Below are 18,674 nucleotides of genomic sequence, written 5' to 3' on the forward strand. Positions count from 1 at the left end.
TCATCAGGAATTTTTATTTCTCTCATGCTGCCATGAGCACCCATGATGTTACTCCGGAGGGTCGACCCCACTCCTGGAGGCCAACGCAATGACCGAGGAACCCGAAGCCCTGCCGCTGTCCGGCATCACCGTCGTGAGTGTCGAACAGGCGGTGGCGGCCCCCTTCGCCACCCGCCAGCTGGCCGACCTCGGAGCCAGGGTCATCAAGGTGGAGCGCCCGGGAGACGGCGACTTCGCCCGCCGTTACGACACGACCGTGCACGGCGAGTCCAGTTACTTCGTCTGGCTCAACCGCTCGAAGGAATCCCTGACCCTGGACCTGAAATCGGTGCGCGGCCGCCAGATCCTGGAGCGACTCCTCGCCCGGGCGGACGTGTTCGTACAGAACCTGGCGCCGGGGGCGGCCGCGAGGATGGGCCTGGGAGCCGACGCGTTGCGCGAACGCTTCCCGTCGTTGATCCCCTGCTCGATCTCGGGATACGGCTCCAGCGGCCCCTGGTCCGACCGCAAGGCCTACGACCTGCTGGTCCAGTGCCAGACCGGCCTGGTCTCGCTCACCGGGAACGCCGACGGGCCCGCCCGCGTGGGGGTCTCCATCGCCGACATCGCCGCCGGCATGTACGCCTACTCCGGGGTCCTCACCGCCCTGTTCACGCGGGCGACCACAGGTGTCGCACGGGCGGTGGAGGTGTCGCTGTTCGAGGCCCTGGCCGAGTGGATGAGCCAGCCCGCCTACTACACCCGCTTCGGCGGAACCCAGCCCCCGCGCATCGGCACCCAGCACGCCACCATCGCCCCGTACGGGGCCTACCCCTGCGCCGACGGCAAGGACGTGCTGTTCTCCGTCCAGAACGAACGCGAGTGGGTCGCCCTGTGCGAGCGCTTCCTCCAGGCCCCCGGCCTCGTCGCCGACCCTCGCTTCGCCACCGGCTCCGCCCGGGTCGCCCACCGCGCCGAACTCGACGCGATCGTGGCCGAGCGCTTCGCCCGCTCGGACAGCGGCGAGGTGACGAAGGCGCTGGACGAGGCGGGCATCGCCAACGCCGGGGTCAACGACGTCGAGGACTTCCTGGCCCATCCGGTGCTCAGCGCCCGGGGTCGTTGGCGTGATGTGCCGATTCCCGCGGGTGTGGAGGTCCCGGCCCTGCTGCCGCCGGCGGATCTGGCGGGTGTGACACCCCGTATGGACGCCGTCCCGGCCGTGGGCGAGCACACCGAGACCGTCCTCGCCGAACTGGGCTACGGCCCGGCCGAGATCGATGCCCTACGAGCCGACCGAGTCCTCTGACGCCGACGACCGTGTTTCCGGGAGCGATACAGCATGAGCACTCTCGACATCCTGTCCGAGGACGAACAGTTCATCGTCCGGACCGTGCGTGACTTCGTCGACAAGGAGGTCAAGCCGGTGGTCCGGGAGCTCGAACACGCCGACATCTACCCAGAGGCACTGATCGAGCAGATGAAGCGGCTCGGCGTCTTCGGCCTCGCCGTCCCCGAGGAGTACGGCGGCACACGCGTCTCCACCCCTTGCTACGTGCTGATCACCGAGGAGCTGGCGCGCGGCTGGATGAGTCTGGCCGGCGCGATGGGCGGGCACACGGTGGTGGCCAAGCTGCTGCTGCACTTCGGGACCGACGAGCAGAAGCGCCGCTGGCTGCCGAGGCTGGCCACCGGCGAGGTCCGCGCGACGATGGCGCTGACCGAGCCGGGCGGCGGCTCCGACCTCCAGGCCATGCGCACGGTCGCCCGCCGGGACGCCGACAGTTATGCGGTCGACGGTGCGAAGACATGGATCACCAACTCCCGGCGGTCCGGTCTCATCGCTCTGCTCTGCAAGACGGACCCGGACGCGAACCCCGCACACCGGGGCATCTCGATCCTCCTGGTCGAGCACGGGCCGGGGCTGACGGTCTCCCGCGACCTGCCCAAGCTCGGCTACAAGGGCGTGGAGAGCTGCGAGCTGTCCTTCGACGACTACCGGGCTCCGGCCGACGCCGTACTGGGCGGTGTCGAGGGCAAGGGGTTCGCGCAGATGATGAAGGGCCTGGAGACCGGCCGCCTCCAGGTCGCCGCCCGCGCCCTCGGCGTCGGCCGGGCGGCCCTGGAGGACGCGCTCGCCTACGCGCAGGAGCGGGAGTCGTTCGGCAAGCCGATCTGGCAGCACCAGTCGATCGGCAACCACCTGGCCGACATGGCCACTTCGCTCACCGCGGCCCGCCAGCTCACCCTGTACGCCGCCCGTGAGGCGGACGCGGGCCGCCGGGTCGACATGGAGGCCGGCATGGCGAAGCTCTTCGCCTCCGAGACGGCCATGCAGATTGCCCTCAACGCCGTCCGCATCCACGGGGGTTACGGCTACTCCACCGAGTACGACGTCGAACGCTACTTCCGGGACGCCCCGTTGATGATCGTCGGCGAGGGCACCAACGAGATCCAGCGGAACGTCATCGCGAGCCAACTCGTCAAGCGCGGAGGCCTCGACGGGTGAAGCAGTGGCTGGGCCGAAGCAGGAGCAGGGCGATGTCGTCGGTGTGCCGGCCGGCGCGACGGGTGCGGTGGATCGGCTTCGGTGGGAGGAAGCAGGCCGTTCCCCAGGGGAGTTGATCATCGGGATGAGCGCGGTATCGCCCGGGCCGGGTGACGTGGTGCCCGGACGACTGGAGGTCTACCTCGGGGCGGCTCCCGGAGTGGGCGAGACCTACCGCATGCTCGACGAGGCCCGGCGCAGGGCCTCGCGCGGCCCCGACGTCGTCGTCGGGTTCGTGGAGTGCCACGGCCGTGCGCGCACCGAGGCGATGCTCGACGGCCTCGAGGTCGTCGCACGTGTCCCCTGCGACCACCGCGGCGGCCGGTTCGAGGAGATGGACCTCGCCGCGGTCCTCGCGCGCCGGCCGCAGGTCGCGATCGTCGACGAGTTCGCCCACAGCAACGTCCCGGGCGGCGGCCGCAACCCCCAAGCGCCGGCAGGACATCGAGGACCGGCCGCAGGGTGCTGCTGACTGCCAGCGCCCACGGGGGCCGCGTCGAGGTACGGGTCGTCGACCGCGGCCCAGGGCTGCCGTCCACGGACCGCGACCGTCTCTTCGAGCCCTTCCAGCGGCTCGGCGACACCGACAACACCACCGGCCTCGGCCTCGGGCCGGCCCTCGCCCGCGGCCTGACCGAGGCGATGGACGGCACCCTCACCCCGGAGGACACGCCCGGCGGGGGCCTGACCATGGTGGTGTCCCTGCCCTTCGCCGAGCGGGTCGGACACCCCAGTGGCACGCGCAGCGTGGGAAAGGGCGGGTGAGCCCTCCCGTCCTCGTCCCGGCCGCCGCGGGCGCGCACGGCCTCGGGTTCACCCTGCCGGTGACGCCGGCCATCGCGGGTCTGCCGGCGGTGCTGGTCGCCTCGTACCGGCAGGTGATCGCCGCGTTCCCGGACGGCGGCGGGTCCTAGGCCGTGGCGAAGACGCATCTGGGGGCGCGCACGAGCCTGGTCGCGGCGGCCTCGCTGGTCCTGGACTACGTGCAGCGGCGGCTGTCGGTCACCGAGACGGCCGCGGCCGAGCCGGATGCCTGAGTGACCGTTCTGATCGCCGAGGTCGAGCCGGAGCGGCTGTGGCTGGGGTCCCCCCCCCGCGCGAGCGAAGCCGAGCGTGGGGGAGGTTGTTGCAAACCAGCGGGGTGCGGTGGTGGCGCACGCCGTACGCCGGGACACGGACGCGGTGATCTGCCGCCTGTGGTTCCGGGTCTCCTGATCGCGGCTTCTGCGCGTTTCCCCGCCTCTGAATTCGTTCCCGCAGATGGCGGGGGTCGCCGTATGGGTTCCGTCAAAGCCGGACTCGTTGCCGTAAGGGAGGTGTCAACGGCGGCCGAATCCGGTCACGGAGGCGGTTTCCTCTAATCGTCCGTTCAATCCGAACGTTCCATCCGAACCTCTTCTAGGAGCTAGCGATGGCCGACCTGGCCTTCGTCCTCACCACGATCGCGGTGTTCGCGCTGGTGGCTCTCGTCGCCAAGGGGGTGACGAAGCTGTGACCGCCGAGAACATCGTCGGCCTGGTCGTGGCCGTCGCCCTGCTGTGCTATCTCGTCCTCGCCCTGATCTTCCCGGAGAGGTTCTGAGACACAGATGGGTCCCGTACTTGCCGGTGTGCTCCAGCTGCTCGCCCTGATCGGGGCGCTGGCGCTCGCCTACATCCCGCTCGGCGACTACATGGCCAGGGTCTACTCCTCCGACAGGCACTGGCGTGTCGAGAAGTGGATCTACAAGGGCATCGGCGCCAACCCCGACATCGAGATGCGCTGGCCTGCGTACCTGCGCGGCGTTCTCGCCTTCTCGGCGGTCGGCGTTCTCTTCCTCTACCTGCTGCAGCGGCTGCAGGGCCATCTGCCCGGTTCGCTGGGCTTCGCGGCCATCGACCCGGACCAGGCGTTCAACACCGCCGCGTCCTTCGTGACGAACACCAACTGGCAGTCGTACTACGGCGAGCAGGCCATGGGCCACGTGGTGCAGACCGGTGGGCTGGCCGTGCAGAACTTCGTCTCCGCGGCCGTCGGCATCGCCGTCGCGGTGGCGCTGGTCCGCGGTTTCTCCCGGTCCCGCACCGGTGAGCTCGGCAACTTCTGGTCCGACATGGTCCGCGGTGTCGTCCGCATCCTCGTGCCGTTCTCGGTGCTCGCCGCGATCGTCCTGGTGGCGTGCGGCGCCATCCAGAACTTCTCCGGCATCCACGAGGTCGGTCAGTTTTTCAATGGGCACAGCATGGGTGGCCGGCAGGAGTGGAACGGGGGCGCGGTCGCCTCGCAGGAGGCCATCAAGGAGATCGGGACGAACGGCGGCGGCTACTTCAACGCCAACTCCGCCCACCCGTTCGAGAACCCGACCCCGTTCACGAACCTCTTCGAGATCTTCCTCCTCCTGGTCATCCCGTTCGCGCTGACCCGCACCTTCGGCCGCATGGTCGGCAGCCTCAAGCAGGGGTACGCGATCCTGGCGACGATGGCCACGATCTGGGTCGGCTTCATCGCGTTGATGATGTGGACCGAGTTCGCGCACCACGGCCCGGCGTTCGACATCGCCGGCGGCGCGATGGAGGGCAAGGAGCAGCGCATCGGCGTCGGCGCGTCGTCGATCTTCGCGGTGTCGACCACGCTGACCTCGACCGGTGCGGTGGACTCCTTCCACTCCTCGTTCACCGGTCTCGGCGGCGGCATCACCATGCTGGGCATGCAGCTCGGCGAGATCGCGCCGGGTGGTACCGGCTCCGGCCTCTACGGCATGCTGATCATGGCGATCATCGCGGTGTTCATCGCCGGTCTGATGGTGGGCCGTACGCCCGAGTACCTGGGCAAGAAGATCGGCACCCGCGAGATCAAGTTCGCGGCCTGCTACATCCTCATCACCCCGGCGCTGGTGCTCGTCTTCACCGCCGCGGCGATGGCCCTGCCCACCCCGGGCAACTCGATGACGAACTCCGGGGCGCACGGCTTCTCCGAGATCCTCTACGCCTACAGCTCGGCTGCGAACAACAACGGTTCGGCGTTCGCCGGTCTGAACGCGGACACGCAGTGGTTCAACAGCACGCTGGGCCTGGCGATGATCCTGGGCCGGTTCCTGCCGATGGTGTTCGTGCTGGCGCTGGCCGGCTCGCTCGCCGAGCAGAAGCCGGTGCCGGCGACCGCGGGGACCCTGCGCACGGAGAAGCCGCTGTTCACGGGTCTGCTGGTGGGCGCGATCCTGATCATCACCGGTCTGACCTACTTCCCGGCGCTGGCGCTGGGTCCGCTGGCCGAGGGGCTGGCGTCATGACCACCCGTACAGAGAAGCAAGAGGACTCGATGTCCACTGCCACCCCGACCCGGGCGCCGTACAGCGATGTGCCGACCGGTCACAAGCCCGCCGAAGGACGTGTCGGCGCGGGTCTGTTCGACCCCAAGCGGCTGCTGAAGTCGCTGCCTGACGCGGTTCGCAAGCTCGACCCGCGGGTGATGGTCAAGTCCCCCGTGATGTTCGTGGTGTGGATCGGGTCCGTGCTGACCACGGTCTTCTCCTTCAAGGACCCGGGCGACTGGTTCGGCTGGACCATCAGCGCCTGGCTGTGGCTGACGGTCGTCTTCGCCAACCTCGCGGAAGCGGTGGCCGAGGGCCGTGGCAAGGCGCAGGCCGACACCCTGCGCAAGGCCAAGACCGACACGATCGCACGTCGGCTCGACGGCTCCGTGGAACAGCAGGTGCCCGGCACCGAACTGGGCATCGGCGACCTGGTCGTCTGCGAGGCCGGCGACATCATTCCCGGCGACGGTGACGTCGTCGAGGGCGTCGCGTCGGTCGACGAGTCGGCGATCACGGGTGAGTCGGCTCCGGTCATCCGGGAGTCCGGCGGCGACCGCAGCGCCGTCACCGGCGGCACGAAGGTCCTCTCCGACCGGATCGTCATCAAGATCACGACGAAGCCGGGCGAGACCTTCATCGACCGCATGATCGCTCTGGTCGAGGGCGCGGCCCGGCAGAAGACGCCGAACGAGATCGCGCTCAACATCCTCCTCGCCTCGCTGACGATCGTCTTCCTGCTGGCCGTCGCCACGCTGCCGCCGTTCGCGGACTACGCGGGCACGCATCTGACGATGGTCGTGCTGGTGGCGCTGCTGGTCTGCCTCATCCCGACCACGATCGGCGCCCTGTTGTCGGCGATCGGCATCGCGGGCATGGACCGGCTGGTGCAGCGCAACGTGCTGGCCATGTCGGGGCGTGCGGTGGAGGCGGCGGGCGACGTGTCGACCCTGCTGCTCGACAAGACCGGCACCATCACCCTCGGCAACCGTCAGGCGTCCGAGTTCGTGCCGGTCACCGGCACCGCCGAAGCCGAACTGGCCGACGCCGCCCAGCTCTCCTCCCTGGCCGACGAGACGCCGGAAGGCCGTTCCATCGTCGTCCTGGCGAAGGAGACGTACCGGCTGCGCGAGCGCCGGCAGGGAGAACTCGAGGGCGCCGAGTGGATCGCGTTCACGGCCCAGACCCGTATGTCGGGCGTGGACGTCGACGGGCGCAAGATCCGCAAGGGCGCGGCCGGTTCGGTCGTCGCCTGGGTCCGGGAGCAGGGCGGCGAGGCGTCCGAGGACGCCGGCGCGCTCACCGACCGGATCTCCGAGGCGGGCGGCACCCCGCTGCTCGTCGCGGTCGAGGATGCCGAGGGCGCCCGGGTGTTGGGCGTCATCCACCTCAAGGACGTCGTCAAGGAGGGCATGCGGGAGCGGTTCGACGAACTGCGCCGCATGGGCATCAAGACCGTCATGATCACGGGTGACAACCCGCTGACGGCCAAGGCGATCGCGGACGAGGCGGGCGTCGACGACTTCCTCGCGGAGGCCACTCCCGAGGACAAGATGGCGCTCATCAAGCGGGAGCAGGCGGGCGGCAAGCTCGTCGCGATGACGGGTGACGGCACCAACGACGCTCCGGCGCTGGCGCAGGCCGACGTGGGTGTGGCCATGAACACCGGTACCTCGGCCGCCAAGGAGGCCGGGAACATGGTGGACCTGGACTCCAACCCCACCAAGCTCATCGAGATCGTCGAGATCGGCAAGCAACTCCTCATCACCCGGGGTGCGTTGACGACGTTCTCCATCGCCAACGACGTCGCGAAGTACTTCGCGATCATCCCGGCGCTGTTCGCGGCCGTCTACCCGGGCCTGGACAAGCTCAACGTCATGGGCCTGTCCTCACCGGACTCCGCGATCCTGTCCGCGGTCATCTTCAACGCGCTGATCATCATCGCGCTGGTTCCGCTCTCCCTGCGGGGTGTGCAGTACCGGCCGGTGAGCGCGGACAAGATGCTGCGGCGCAACCTCACGATCTACGGCATCGGCGGGCTGATCGCGCCCTTCATCGGCATCAAGCTCATCGACCTGCTCATCTCCCTCATCCCCGGAATCGGTTGATCGGCAATGAACAACTCGGTATCGAACACCGCTCGGTTGCTGTGGGCGGGGCTGCGCGCCCTGCTGGTGCTGACGGTGGTGACGGGCGTGATCTATCCGCTGGCCGTCACCGGTGTGGCGCAGGCCCTCTTCAACGACAAGGCCAACGGCTCGGAGATCAAGGCGGACGGCAAGGTCGTCGGCTCGTCGCTCATCGGCCAGTCGTACAACCTGCCGCTGAAGAAGGGCCAGGAGACCCCGGAGCCCGACCTGAAGTGGTTCCAGGGCCGCCCGCAGAACGGCCTGGGCACCAACAGCGTCAACACCCGGTACAAGCTGATCCTGTCCGGCGCGACGAACCGTTCCGGTGACAACAAGGACCTGATCGACTGGGTGACGGCCGCCAAGGCCGCCGTCGTCAAGGACAACTCGGTCGGCGGCTACACGGTCAAGCCCTCCGACGTGCCCGCCGACGCGGTGACGTCGTCCGGCTCGGGTCTGGACCCGGACATCTCCCCGGACTACGCGGACATCCAGGTCCACCGGGTCGCCGAGAAGAACGGACGGTCCGTCGCCCAGGTGCAGAAGCTGGTCGACGAGCACACCGACGGCCGCACGCTGGGCTTCATCGGCGAACCCCGCGTCAACGTCCTCGAGCTCAACATCGCGCTCAAGGAACTCGTGGCGAAGAGCTGATGGCCTTACGCGCACCACGCGGGAGTCGGCGGACCGGGGGGCACCCCGATGTGTCGACTCCCGCCGCCATGAGGCCGGTTCCGCATGGACGAGCTCCTGGCCCGGCTGCGCGCCGGCGTCCGCCGGAGGTTCCCGGTAGGGGATCAGAGGTGGTAGAACGTGCGCGGCGAAAGATCGTACGAGCCGGCTTTCGGCTCGCTTGCGGCGGGGGTGGGGCGCCTTCGTCGCTGAGGGGGGTGTGGCTCCATCACTGGACGTCTCGGTTTCGGAGAGGTGTTACGCGCTCATCGGCGCGCAGCACGTCTGACGCTGGATCAGTTGGCCGAGGTGTCGGGGGTCAGTGCGCGGACCCTGTCGGACATGGAGCGCGGACGCAGCAGGGGACCTCAACATCGGACCGTGAACGCCTTGGCGGACGCGCTCGGGCTGGAGGGCGATGCGCGCAAACAGCTGATCGAGCTGGCGCGCGAGGGCCGGCTGCGCGATCACTGGGCGCGTCCGACGGGTCTGTGCGAACTGCCCCGGTCGGTCGACGACTTCACCGGCCGTGCGGCGGAACTGGTCTGGGTGAGCGAGCTGGTGTACGCCGAGAGCTCGCCGGGGGTCGGCGTGGTGGGGGTCGTCACCGGCGCTGCGGGCCTGGGGAAGACCACGTTCGCCGTCCGCGCCGCTCATTCGGTGCGGCCGAGCTTCCCCGACGGGGTGTTCTTCCTCGACCTGTTCGGCATGTCCCAGCGGCCTCTGGCCGCCGATGACGCACTGCAGCAGCTCTTGTGCGCTCTCGGGGTCGCGGATCAGCAGATCCCGGCCGACACCCAGGGACGCGCCTCCCTGTACCGGTCGCTGCTGCGGGACCGGCGTGTCCTTGTCGTTCTCGACAATGCCGCGTCGGAGGAACAGGTGCGCCCGCTGCTTCCGGGAGGGGGCGCGGGCAGGGCGCTGATCACCACCCGGCGGTTGCTGTCGGGTCTGGAGGGCGTCCGCAGGCTCGTCCTCGGGCCCCTGGCGTTGCCGGAGTCCACGCGACTGCTGACCGGGATTCTGGGCGACCGTTCCGCCTCCGACGGGGAATCGGCCCTCGCACGGCTCGCCGAGCTGTGCGGTGGTCTGCCGCTGGCGCTGCGCATCATCGGGAACCGCCTGGTCAGCCGGCCTGGCTGGGACGCCGCCGAACTCGCCGCCCGGCTGGGGGACGAGGAGCGCAGGCTGGATCAGTTCAAGGCCGGTGATCTCAAGATTGCCAACGCGTTCGGGATGTCGTACGAGCAGCTCGCCGATTCCGCGCGGCGGATGTTCCGGCGGCTCGCCGTGGTGCCGGGGCAGGACTTCGACGCCGCCCTGGCCGCCGTCGTCGGCGGGGTGCCGGTCGAGGACGCCTGGGAGGCTCTGGACGACCTCGTCGACCTCGGCCTGCTGTACGACAGCGACGCGGGCCGCTACCGCTTCCACGACCTGGTCCGTCTGTTCGCCCGCGACCGGCTCCACCAGGAGGATGCCGCGGCCGAGCGCGAGGCGCTGACGGGGAGGGTGACCTCGTGGCTGCTGCGGACGGCCACGCTGTCCGGGCGATGGTTCGAACCCGGCTACGGCCGCCCCGAGCGGCCCGACCCCGATCTCGCCGTCCTGTCCTCCCCGGAGGAGGCCGAAGGGTGGCTGCGGGCGAACGTGGACAACTGGCTGGGCGCGATGCGGGCCGCGGCGGGCAGCGGCCGGCACGCCCTCGTCCTCGACTGCGCGGAGTCGATGCACTGGTTCTCCGATCTGTGGGCGCACGGCCCGCACTGGCGCGAGGTGTTCACGCTCGGAGCGGAGGCGGCCGACGCCCTCGGCGACCTGGCGCAGCAGGCGACCCAGCTGAACTATCTGGCCTGGGTCCACTCGGTGCCGCCCAGCGACCCGGAGGCCGTGCTGCGGTGTTCGGCCCAGGCGATGGAGCTGGCCACCCGGGCCGGTGCCACGGCGCAGATCGCCTGGGCACACGAGTACACGTCTTCGGCACTGCGTCTGCTCGGCCGGTTCGACGAGGCCGTCGCGGCGTCGTCCCGGTCGTCGGAGATGTTCAGGGCCATCGGCGACATCGACTCCTGCGTCCAGTGCCTCGCCCACATCGCCCACTGCCGTCTCGACGAAGGGCGCCACGCCGAAGCGTTGGAGCAGTACCTCGGACTGCTCGCCCTGCTGGAGGACCCGGAGTCGGGGATGACATCGAGCGTCGTGGCCCTCAGCCGGCCCCTCGCGCTGATCCGCATCGGCCATTGTCTCGAACGCCTCGGCCGCCGTACGGAGGCGATCACCACGCTCACAGAGGGCACCGACGCCGTCGACACGCTTCAGATGTCCGACTTCCGGCAGGCCGGCGCCCTGGAGACACTGGCCGCCCTGCTGGCCGACGAAGGCCGCACCGACGAGAGCCGCCATGCCTACGCGCGGGCCGCGCAGGTCTTCGAGGCGATCGGGGACACCGAGGCGAGCAGCCGCTGCCAGGCCGCGGCGACCGCGACGCGCTGACCTCGTCCAAGGCGTTGCCGGCGGGGGATCGGGCGGGTACTTCTGCGTGCTGTTCTGCGTGGTCCGGCCGCCTCTCTTCGACTTGACTGGTGTGCACCGGGACAGCCGTCAAGGCGCTGTCCCTCCAGGTCAGGAGTGACCATGGCAACGATCAGGAACATCGTGCTCGTGCACGGCGGCTTCGTGGACGGATCGGGCTGGCAGGGGGTCTACGACCATCTGAGCGCCGACGGATACAAGGTGTCCGTCGTGCAGAACCCGACCCTCTCGCTGGCCGGCGACGTCGCGGCCACCCGCCAGGTCCTCGACGGCCTCGACGGCCCGGCCGTGCTGGTCGGCCACTCCTACGGCGGTGTCGTCATCACCGAGGCCGGCAGCCATCCGGGCGTCGCGGCGCTCGCCTACATCGCCGCGTTCGCGCCGGACAAGGGCGAGTCGGTCAGCTCCCTGATCGCCGATCCGCCGCCCGGGGCGCCGGTCCCGCCGATCCTGCCGCCCCAGAACGGTTTCCTGTTCCTGGACCGGGACAGGTTCGCGGCCTCGTTCGCCGCCGACGTGCCCGAGAAGCAGGCGGCGTTCATGGCCGACTCGCAGGTCCCATGGGGCGTCGAGGCCCTCGAAGGGGCCGTCTCCGAACCGGCCTGGCAGAGCAAGCCGTCCTGGTACCTGGTCGCCACGGACGACCGCATGATCCCGCCGGCCGCCCAGCGCGCCATGTCCGAGCGGGCCAAGGCCACCGTCTCCGAGACCCCCGGCAGCCACGCCGTCTACGTCTCCCGCCCGGCCGTCGTGGCCGCCGTCATCGCCCAGGCCGCCCAGGGAACCAACGGCCAGGCCTAGCGTCTGCCGGCGCTGCGCCTGTAGGTGCGGTGCTCCGCCTGTCTTCCAGGAGTCCGGTCGGCCGACGGGGAAGTCCACCGCCCTGGTGTCAGTGGCAGGCTTGAGGCATGGCCCTTCGACCATGGCTGGACTTGCGGCGTCCCTGGCGGCCGGGTCACGCGCCCGCGCTGGTCGTGCTCCCGGTGGGGCTGATCGTCACGGTCTGTGTGGTGGATGTGCTGGCTCCGCCGCACATCCACCTCGGTCCGCTGCTGGTGGCGGCACCCGCGATCACGGTGGCGTTCGCCGGCGCCCGCGTGACGGCGCTGATGGGGGCTCTCGCGGTGGCGGCCCAGGTGCTGATCGGCGTGCTCAGAGGGGTTCTGCCCACCGCCAACATCCAGGCCCAGATCGCCGCCCTGATCGTCGTCTCCATCGTCTGCGTCACCGTCTGCGTGGTGCGGGACCGGCGTGAGCGGCAGTTGCACCGGGTGCGGTCGGTGGCGGAGGCGGCGCAGAGTGTGCTGTTGCGGCCGCTGCCCGCACACACCGGCGCGCTGCGGATCGCAGGCATGTACATCCCTGCCGAGGAGGAAGCCGACCTGGGCGGAGACCTGTACGCGGCCGCACGGACTGCCCAGCACAGCACCCGGCTCCTCATCGGCGATGTACGCGGCAGCGGCCTGGCCGCGATCAACAACGCGGCCCTGCTGCTCGGCGCCTTCCGCGCAGCCGCCCATCGGCAGGCCACCCTCCCTCGTCTGGCCGTCCACCTGGACGCCGCGTTCCGCTGGGACACCAGCCAGTGGCGATCACAGGCGGAGCAGGACACCAACGAGGACTTCGCCACCGTCACGCTGCTGGACATCCCCGACCACGATCCGGTCGTCCACCTCATCACCTGCGGCCACCCACCGCCGCTGCTCCTGCAGGGCAGTCGCCTCACCCCGCTCATGGCCGAGGCGAGCCACCTCCCGATCGGGTTCGGCGGAGTCTTCGGCATCGCCGCCTACGACGTCCAGACGTTTCCGTTCGAGGTCGGTGACCTGCTGCTGCTCTACACGGACGGCGTCATCGAAGCACGCGATGCCGACGGAGTCTTCTACCCCTTCACCGAACGTGCGCCCGAGTGGACCAAGGACGAGCCCGACGAATTCCTGCGCCGTCTCCGGGACGACCTGCTGGCCTACGTCCACGGACACCTCGGCGACGACGCGGCCGTCGTCGCGATCCGCCGCCTGACCGTCTGATCCCGCGCGCCGACCTCGCCCTGGCCGGTTCCGGCCCACTGCCTTGCGCCCCAGGTCCTGGGGCTGACGGTTCCCTTTTCGTCACCTGGCAGACTGGTCGGATCCCGGCGAAGGAGTACACCGCATGTCGATGGTCGGCAACCTGCGCAAAGTCGCCCGTCTCGCGTGGCGGGGACGGCGCGTGGACCTCAGTCACCCGGCCCGCTCCCCGCTCGGCTCGACCGTCGTCAACTGCGTCATCTACCGCGACGGCGTCCGCCAGGAGGCCGCTCCCACCGTCGAGGAATCCATCGCCCGGGTGCGCAAGCGCGACCACGGCTTCGTCTGGCTCGGCCTGCACGAACCCACCGAGACGGAGTTCGCGCGGGTGGCCGAGCTGTTCGGCCTGCACCCGCTCGCCGTCGAGGACGCCGTCCACGCCCACCAGCGTCCCAAAGCCGAGCAGTACGGCGAGGTCCTGTTCGCCGTCTTCAAGACCGTCACCTACGTCGAGCACACCGAACTGACCGCGACCAGCGAGGTCGTCGACACCGGCGAGATCATGGTCTTCACCGGCCCCGACTTCGCCGTCACCGTCCGCCATGGCCGCCACGGCTCCCTCGGCCCCCTGCGCGAAGACCTCGAAGCCCGCCCGGATCTGCTGGCCAAGGGCCCCTCCGCCGTTCTGCACGCCATCGCCGACCACGTCGTCGACGACTACGTGACCGTCGCCGACGCCGTCCAGAACGACATCGACCAGGTCGAGACCGACGTCTTCTCCCCGCACAGCCCCCGAAGCGCCGACGCCGGCCGCATCTACCAGCTCAAACGCGAACTCCTCGAACTCAAGCGGGCCGTGGTCCCGCTCGCCCGCCCCGTCGACCGGCTCGCCACCGAACCCCGTGCCTGTGTCGACAAGGAGATACAGGCGTACTTCCGGGACGTCGCCGACCACCTCGCCCGTGTCACCGAGCAGATCACCGCCTTCGACGCCCTGCTCGACTCCATCCTCCAGGCCCACCTCGCGCAGGTCACCGTCGCCCAGAACGAGGACATGCGCAAGATCACCGCCTGGGCCGCGATCGTCGCCGTACCGACGATGGTGTGCGGCGTCTACGGCATGAACTTCGACCACATGCCCGAACTGCGCTGGCGCTTCGGCTACCCCCTCGTCCTCGCTGTCATCGCGACCGCCTGCTTCGTCATCCACCGGGGGTTCAAGCGCAACGGGTGGCTCTGATCGCGAGGCCGCCCGCCGTACGGCTCAGAAGCCCGTACGGGTGAGGGTCATATGCGTGACTCCGCTGGGTGAGGAGGCAGTCTCGATGTTGTAGTCCTTCTCGAGGCTCTCCAGGCCGTCCCAGAGGCGTACTCCTCGGCCGAGCAGGATCGGGGCCACCACGACGTGCATGCGGTCGACGAGCCCGTCGGCAAGGAAGTCACGGATCACGGTGGGTCCGCCGCCGATGCGGACGTCCAGGTCGCCCGCGGCCTCGCGGGCCGCCGCGAGCGCCTCCGCCGGTGAAGCGTCGAGGAAGTGGAACGTCGTGCCGCCCGCCATCTCGATCGACGGGCGCGGGTGATGGGTGAGGACGAAGGTCGGTGTGTGGAACGGCGGGTCGGGCCCCCACCACCCCTTCCATTCCGGGTCCTCGTGCCATCCGGGCGGGCCGAACTTCCCGGCGCCCATGATCTCGGCGCCGATCCCGGGCGTGAACTGCCGCGCGAAGGCGTCGTCGACACCGCCGGTCCCGCCGGGTCGGCCGGTCATCTCGTGCCAGAACCGGGTGGCGAACATCCACTCGTGCAGCCTTTCGCCGGCGTGGCCGAACGGCGCGTCACGGCTCAGGCCCTCACCGGTGCCGAAGCCGTCGAGCGAGATGGAGAAGTTGTGGACTCGGACGAGTGACATGGCTGGCGACTCCTTCCTTTCCCTCCGTCCAGTCTCGCCTCCTTCCCTCCGTCCAGTCTCGTCGGAACAGCCCGCTCATGAAACCTGGAGGCTCGGCGGCCGTCATCGCCGCGCTCTCATCCGCGCCGACGGAGGTATGCCTCCAGCTCGGCGGCCCCGGTCAGCATCGCCCGACCGCGGGCGGACAGCCGCCCGTGCCAGTCGCGCAGGGCAGTCTCCAGCGGCTCCAGTCCGCCGGCCTCCCGCACCTGGGCGATCAGCGGGGCGATCTGCTCCAACAGATAGCCGCCGTGCCTGAGTTGGTGGGTCAGCCGGGCGTCCCGTACGTCGGCGTCGGCGTAGACGCGATACCCGGTCAGCGGGTCGCGGCGCGGGCGGACCAGCCCGGCGTGCTCCCACTTGCGCAGCGTCGCGGGCCGGATGCCCAGCTGCTCCGCCAGCGGCCCGATGAACATGCCGCCGGGCCCGGAGGACACGGCTGGATCTGCCTTCGCACCGGTGGGCTCCAGGCCGCCGAGGGCGCGCTCCACCGCCTGGAGGGTCCGCCGGTCGTCCAGGAGTTGGGCGTGGCTCTCGTCGATGAGGCGGAACGCCTCCTCGGCCGCGCCTCGGTTCACAGCCTGCATGATCGACGTCGCCGTCCGGTGGCCGTGGCCGGGCAGCAGGGCGAGGAACGTGCGCAGGGCCTGCGCGTGCAGCGGGGTGTAGGTGCGGTAGCCGTGCGGTGTGCGATCGGCGGCCGGAAGGATGCCCGCCTCCTCGTAGTTCCTGATCGCCTGCGTGGACAGACCGTGCCCGCGCGCTAGGTCGACCGGCCTGAGCCGCTCACCGCTTTGAAGGTTTCGTCCCATGACCCTGCCGATATCACGAAAAAGCTTCAACCGAAAGTTCAACGATACCGTTGAAGGCATGGCTACCGACCTCAAGGAAACCGCCCAGGCGATCGATGCCGCCGCCGTCATGAGGCTGCTCTCGGCCCGGCCGCGGCTGCTGGCCCTGGGCGAGCCCACCCACGGTGAGGACACTCTGCTCGACCTGCGCAACGAGCTCTTCCGGCAACTCGTCGAGGAGGAGGGATACCGGACGATCACGATCGAGAGCGACTGCATGATGGGCCTGGTCGTGGACGACTACGTCACCACGGGCACGGGCACCCTCGACGAGGTCATGGAGCGCGGATTCAGCCACGGTTGGGGCGCGTCCGCGGCCAACCGCGAACTCGTGCGCTGGATGCGCGCCCACAACGACGGCCGGCCCGCGTCCGACCGGCTCCGCTTCGCCGGCTTCGACGGCCCACTGGAGATCACCGGCGCCGCGAGTCCCCGGCAGGCCCTCACCGCACTCCACGGCTGCCTCGCGGCCCAGGTGGACCCGGACCTGCTGCCCTGCACCGCGGACACGCTCGACCGCCTGCTCGGCGCCGACGACCGGTGGACCGATCCCGCCGCGATGATGGACCCGGCCCGGTCCGTGGGACAGTCGGCCGACGCCGGCCGACTGCGACTGCTCGCCGACGATCTGGTGGCGCTGCTCGACTCACAGACACCGCACCTGATCACGGCGACCTCGCGGGAGGACTGGCACCGGGCGCGCCTGTACGGGCGCACCGCCATGGGCCTGCTGCGCTACCACCACTGGATGGCCGACACCTCACCGGCCCGTATGACCCGGCTGGTGGGCCTGCGGGACCAGATGATGGCCGACAACCTCCTCGCCCTCGCCGAACGGGCCCCGGCACTCGTCCACGCCCACAACGGCCATCTCCAGCGGGACAGGAGCACGATGCGGATGGGCGGTCTGCCGCTGGAGTGGTGGAGCGCCGGCGCGCTCGTGAACGCCCGCCTGGGCGAGGAGTACGCCTTCCTGGCCACGGCCCTCGGCACACTCCGGCACCAGGGAGTGGACACCCCGCCGCCGGACACCGTCGAAGGACTCCTGCACGCGCTCCCGCAGGACCGCTGTGTCGTCGACCCCGCCCGGCTGGCCACCGCCCTCGGGGACACCCGGCCCGCGCCCCGCGTGTCCCCGTACTACGGCTACGCCCCGCTCGACGCGGCCCATCTGGCCGGATACGACGGGATCGTGTTCGTCAGGGACGTCCCGAAGACGTGATCACCGCGTTCCGGAGCGCTCGGACAACCCAAGGCTCTCCCGTGTGGCGGGGATCACGTCGGGGGGAAAACCTGCGGCCCGGCTCGGGCGTCTAGCCGGTGTGAGATCAGTCAGAACAGCGCTGCACGAGTGGGACGAGGAACGTCTCGTCCGGCTCGTGGCGAAGGGCGACCGTGCCGCCTTCGAGGAGTTGTACCGGCGTACGGCGCCGTGGATGGCGGTGCGGCTGCGCCGCCGGTGTGCGGACGAGCAGATCGTCGCGGAGGTCATGCAGGAGACCTACTTGGCGGTGTGGCGCGCGGCGGGCGCGTTCGCGGGGGCCGCGGTCGGCGGGACGGCCGTCGGCTGGCTGTGGACGATCGCGGCGCGCCGCCTGGTCGACGCGTTCCGGCGCAGGGCGCACTACGCGGAGCCGCCGCCGGCCGCCGCTGTGCCCGAAGCGGCGCCCGCCGCGGAGGAGGAGGCGCTCGCGGCGACCGTCGGCGGTCATGTCGGGGACGCGCTGCGGTGCCTCGCACCGGAGTTGAGACAGGTACTGCAGGCCATGGTGCTCGACGGGCTGTCCGTCCGGGAGACCGCGGTCCTGCTCGGGCTGCCCGAGGGCACGGTCAAGACCCGTGCCCGCCGGGCCCGGATCGCGATGCGGAGGGCGCTGGCGTGAGCGTGGAACATGCGTCGATGCGGATCATCGAGGGCTACGCGCGCGGCGGCACGGACCTCGCCGCCGACGAGGTGTGGGCCGTGGAGTCCCATCTGGAGACGTGCCGGGTGTGCCGGGACCGGCTGTCCGCCGCTGTCGGCGCCGAGGCGCCCGCCGTGGCGTCCATGGTCGACACCGTGTGGTCCGGCCTCGAACCCCGGCTGGCGGTCACCGCCACGATGCCGCGCGGACGGCGCCGGTCGGCACGGCTGTCGAGGTGGATGACGCCCACGATGGTGCCCTGGCTGGCCATGGTCGTCGGCGTGACGCTGCTGGCCCTGCTGCTCGACCTGGCCGACACCGGTTCCGGTTCCGGTTCCGGCGAGGTGTCGCTGGTGCTGCTGTTCGCGCCGGTCCTGCCCGTGCTCGGCGTCGCGGCGTCCTGGTCGCGCGGTCTGGACCCGGCGTACGAACTGACGGCCTCGGTGCCCAGGGCCGGGCTGTACCTGGTGCTGCGGCGCACCGCGTCCGTGCTCGGCGTGGTCGTCCCCGCGCTGCTGGTCGGCGGATGGCTGACGGGGGTGATGGTGGCTCAGTGGCTGCTGCCCTGTCTGGCCTTCACGGCGACGACGCTGGCACTCGGCGGAGTCGTCGGGGTGACCCGCGCCGCCGTCGCGCTGGCCGCCGTCTGGGCCGCCGTCGTCGTGGCGCCGACCCTGGCCACCAGTCGTACGACCTTCGCCCTGCAGAGGGACGGTCTGCCCGCGTGGGGGCTGATCCTCGCACTCGGCATCGGCGTCGTGATCGCCCGCAGAGACGCGTACTCCGTGCTGGGAGCCCATCGATGACCAAGAG

Annotated in this window: 16 protein-coding genes and 2 pseudogenes; 16 read left to right on the forward strand and 2 right to left on the reverse strand. The window is 70.4% G+C overall.

Annotation, left to right across the window (positions count from 1 at the left end; genetic code table 11):
• Positions 1 to 88: 88 nt before the first annotated feature.
• The 13 genes and pseudogenes from ABZ725_RS08095 to ABZ725_RS08155 all read left to right on the forward strand — a co-directional run bounded on the left by ABZ725_RS08095 (position 89) and on the right by ABZ725_RS08155 (position 14,395).
• Entirely contained in the window at positions 89 to 1,288 is a 1,200-nt protein-coding gene (locus ABZ725_RS08095) for a CaiB/BaiF CoA-transferase family protein (protein WP_358801890.1), read from the forward strand.
• A gap of 33 nt (positions 1,289 to 1,321) precedes the next feature.
• Positions 1,322 to 2,488, forward strand: a complete 1,167-nt coding sequence (locus tag ABZ725_RS08100; protein WP_358801891.1) for an acyl-CoA dehydrogenase family protein — start codon at positions 1,322 to 1,324, stop codon at positions 2,486 to 2,488.
• 124 nt (positions 2,489 to 2,612) lie between these two features.
• Positions 2,613 to 2,976, forward strand: a pseudogene (locus ABZ725_RS08105) (histidine kinase); the annotation flags it as partial.
• Between the two features lie 13 nt (positions 2,977 to 2,989).
• A complete protein-coding gene (locus ABZ725_RS08110; RefSeq protein ID WP_358801892.1) occupies positions 2,990 to 3,292 on the forward strand; it encodes an ATP-binding protein in 303 nt (100 codons plus the stop codon).
• A gap of 8 nt (positions 3,293 to 3,300) precedes the next feature.
• A pseudogene (locus ABZ725_RS08115) lies at positions 3,301 to 3,513 on the forward strand (amino acid permease); the annotation flags it as partial.
• A 505-nt stretch (positions 3,514 to 4,018) separates the two neighbouring features.
• Positions 4,019 to 4,108 carry a K(+)-transporting ATPase subunit F gene (gene kdpF, locus ABZ725_RS08120; RefSeq protein WP_358801893.1) on the forward strand — a complete coding sequence of 30 codons (90 nt, stop codon included), beginning with the start codon at positions 4,019 to 4,021 and terminating at the stop codon, positions 4,106 to 4,108.
• Positions 4,109 to 4,115: 7 nt separating this feature from the next.
• Positions 4,116 to 5,795 (forward strand): potassium-transporting ATPase subunit KdpA, encoded by a 1,680-nt coding sequence (gene kdpA / locus ABZ725_RS08125; protein ID WP_358801894.1) that lies wholly within the window; start codon positions 4,116 to 4,118, stop codon positions 5,793 to 5,795.
• Entirely contained in the window at positions 5,792 to 7,924 is a 2,133-nt protein-coding gene (kdpB, locus tag ABZ725_RS08130; protein WP_358801895.1) for a potassium-transporting ATPase subunit KdpB, read from the forward strand. The genes kdpA and kdpB overlap by 4 nt, the downstream gene beginning before the upstream one ends.
• Positions 7,925 to 7,930: 6 nt before the next feature.
• The gene (locus ABZ725_RS08135) at positions 7,931 to 8,599 is read left to right on the forward strand and encodes a potassium-transporting ATPase subunit C (RefSeq protein ID WP_358801896.1); all 669 of its coding nucleotides are present in this window, start codon (positions 7,931 to 7,933) and stop codon (positions 8,597 to 8,599) included.
• A 273-nt stretch (positions 8,600 to 8,872) separates the two neighbouring features.
• The gene (locus ABZ725_RS08140; protein ID WP_358801897.1) at positions 8,873 to 11,107 is read left to right on the forward strand and encodes a helix-turn-helix domain-containing protein; all 2,235 of its coding nucleotides are present in this window, start codon (positions 8,873 to 8,875) and stop codon (positions 11,105 to 11,107) included.
• Positions 11,108 to 11,248: 141 nt separating this feature from the next.
• Complete coding sequence (locus ABZ725_RS08145; protein ID WP_358801898.1) at positions 11,249 to 11,947, forward strand: alpha/beta hydrolase; 699 nt, start codon at positions 11,249 to 11,251, stop codon at positions 11,945 to 11,947.
• Positions 11,948 to 12,054: 107 nt separating this feature from the next.
• On the forward strand, positions 12,055 to 13,176 hold the full coding sequence (locus tag ABZ725_RS08150) for a PP2C family protein-serine/threonine phosphatase (RefSeq protein ID WP_358801899.1): 1,122 nt from the start codon (positions 12,055 to 12,057) through the stop codon (positions 13,174 to 13,176).
• Between the two features lie 124 nt (positions 13,177 to 13,300).
• On the forward strand, positions 13,301 to 14,395 hold the full coding sequence (locus ABZ725_RS08155; protein ID WP_358801900.1) for a magnesium and cobalt transport protein CorA: 1,095 nt from the start codon (positions 13,301 to 13,303) through the stop codon (positions 14,393 to 14,395).
• 24 nt (positions 14,396 to 14,419) lie between these two features.
• On the opposite strand, the gene ABZ725_RS08160 is transcribed toward ABZ725_RS08155, so the two are convergent.
• Together ABZ725_RS08160 and ABZ725_RS08165 are read right to left on the reverse strand one after the other, a co-directional pair.
• A complete protein-coding gene (locus tag ABZ725_RS08160; protein ID WP_358801901.1) occupies positions 14,420 to 15,067 on the reverse strand; it encodes a dihydrofolate reductase family protein in 648 nt (215 codons plus the stop codon).
• 116 nt (positions 15,068 to 15,183) lie between these two features.
• A complete protein-coding gene (locus tag ABZ725_RS08165) occupies positions 15,184 to 15,918 on the reverse strand; it encodes a TioE family transcriptional regulator (protein WP_358801902.1) in 735 nt (244 codons plus the stop codon).
• Positions 15,919 to 15,976: 58 nt separating this feature from the next.
• Between ABZ725_RS08165 and ABZ725_RS08170 the strand changes: the two genes are divergently transcribed.
• The 3 genes from ABZ725_RS08170 (at position 15,977) to ABZ725_RS08180 (ending at position 18,667) form a co-directional block, all read left to right on the forward strand.
• Positions 15,977 to 17,179, forward strand: a complete 1,203-nt coding sequence (locus tag ABZ725_RS08170) for an erythromycin esterase family protein (RefSeq protein ID WP_358801903.1) — start codon at positions 15,977 to 15,979, stop codon at positions 17,177 to 17,179.
• Between the two features lie 100 nt (positions 17,180 to 17,279).
• Positions 17,280 to 17,840 (forward strand): RNA polymerase sigma factor, encoded by a 561-nt coding sequence (locus tag ABZ725_RS08175; RefSeq protein WP_358801904.1) that lies wholly within the window; start codon positions 17,280 to 17,282, stop codon positions 17,838 to 17,840.
• Complete coding sequence (locus ABZ725_RS08180) at positions 17,837 to 18,667, forward strand: zf-HC2 domain-containing protein (protein ID WP_358801905.1); 831 nt, start codon at positions 17,837 to 17,839, stop codon at positions 18,665 to 18,667. The genes ABZ725_RS08175 and ABZ725_RS08180 overlap by 4 nt, the downstream gene beginning before the upstream one ends.
• Positions 18,668 to 18,674 lie beyond the last annotated feature (7 nt).

The organism is Streptomyces sp. NPDC006872 (assembly GCF_040635845.1).
Lineage (GTDB): Bacteria > Actinomycetota > Actinomycetes > Streptomycetales > Streptomycetaceae > Streptomyces.

What these genes read in the sequence shown, in the direction of transcription:
- ABZ725_RS08095 (WP_358801890.1), top strand. Translation starts at nt 89, where the DNA reads ATGACCGAGGAACCCGAAGCCCTGCCGCTGTCCGGCATCACCGTCGTG.
- ABZ725_RS08100 (WP_358801891.1), top strand. Translation starts at nt 1,322, where the DNA reads ATGAGCACTCTCGACATCCTGTCCGAGGACGAACAGTTCATCGTCCGG.
- kdpA (WP_358801894.1), top strand. Translation starts at nt 4,116, where the DNA reads ATGGGTCCCGTACTTGCCGGTGTGCTCCAGCTGCTCGCCCTGATCGGG.
- kdpB (WP_358801895.1), top strand. Translation starts at nt 5,792, where the DNA reads ATGACCACCCGTACAGAGAAGCAAGAGGACTCGATGTCCACTGCCACC.
- ABZ725_RS08135 (WP_358801896.1), top strand. Translation starts at nt 7,931, where the DNA reads ATGAACAACTCGGTATCGAACACCGCTCGGTTGCTGTGGGCGGGGCTG.
- ABZ725_RS08145 (WP_358801898.1), top strand. Translation starts at nt 11,249, where the DNA reads ATGGCAACGATCAGGAACATCGTGCTCGTGCACGGCGGCTTCGTGGAC.
- ABZ725_RS08150 (WP_358801899.1), top strand. Translation starts at nt 12,055, where the DNA reads ATGGCCCTTCGACCATGGCTGGACTTGCGGCGTCCCTGGCGGCCGGGT.
- ABZ725_RS08155 (WP_358801900.1), top strand. Translation starts at nt 13,301, where the DNA reads ATGTCGATGGTCGGCAACCTGCGCAAAGTCGCCCGTCTCGCGTGGCGG.
- ABZ725_RS08160 (WP_358801901.1), bottom strand. Translation starts at nt 15,067, where the DNA reads ATGTCACTCGTCCGAGTCCACAACTTCTCCATCTCGCTCGACGGCTTC.
- ABZ725_RS08165 (WP_358801902.1), bottom strand. Translation starts at nt 15,918, where the DNA reads ATGGGACGAAACCTTCAAAGCGGTGAGCGGCTCAGGCCGGTCGACCTA.
- ABZ725_RS08170 (WP_358801903.1), top strand. Translation starts at nt 15,977, where the DNA reads ATGGCTACCGACCTCAAGGAAACCGCCCAGGCGATCGATGCCGCCGCC.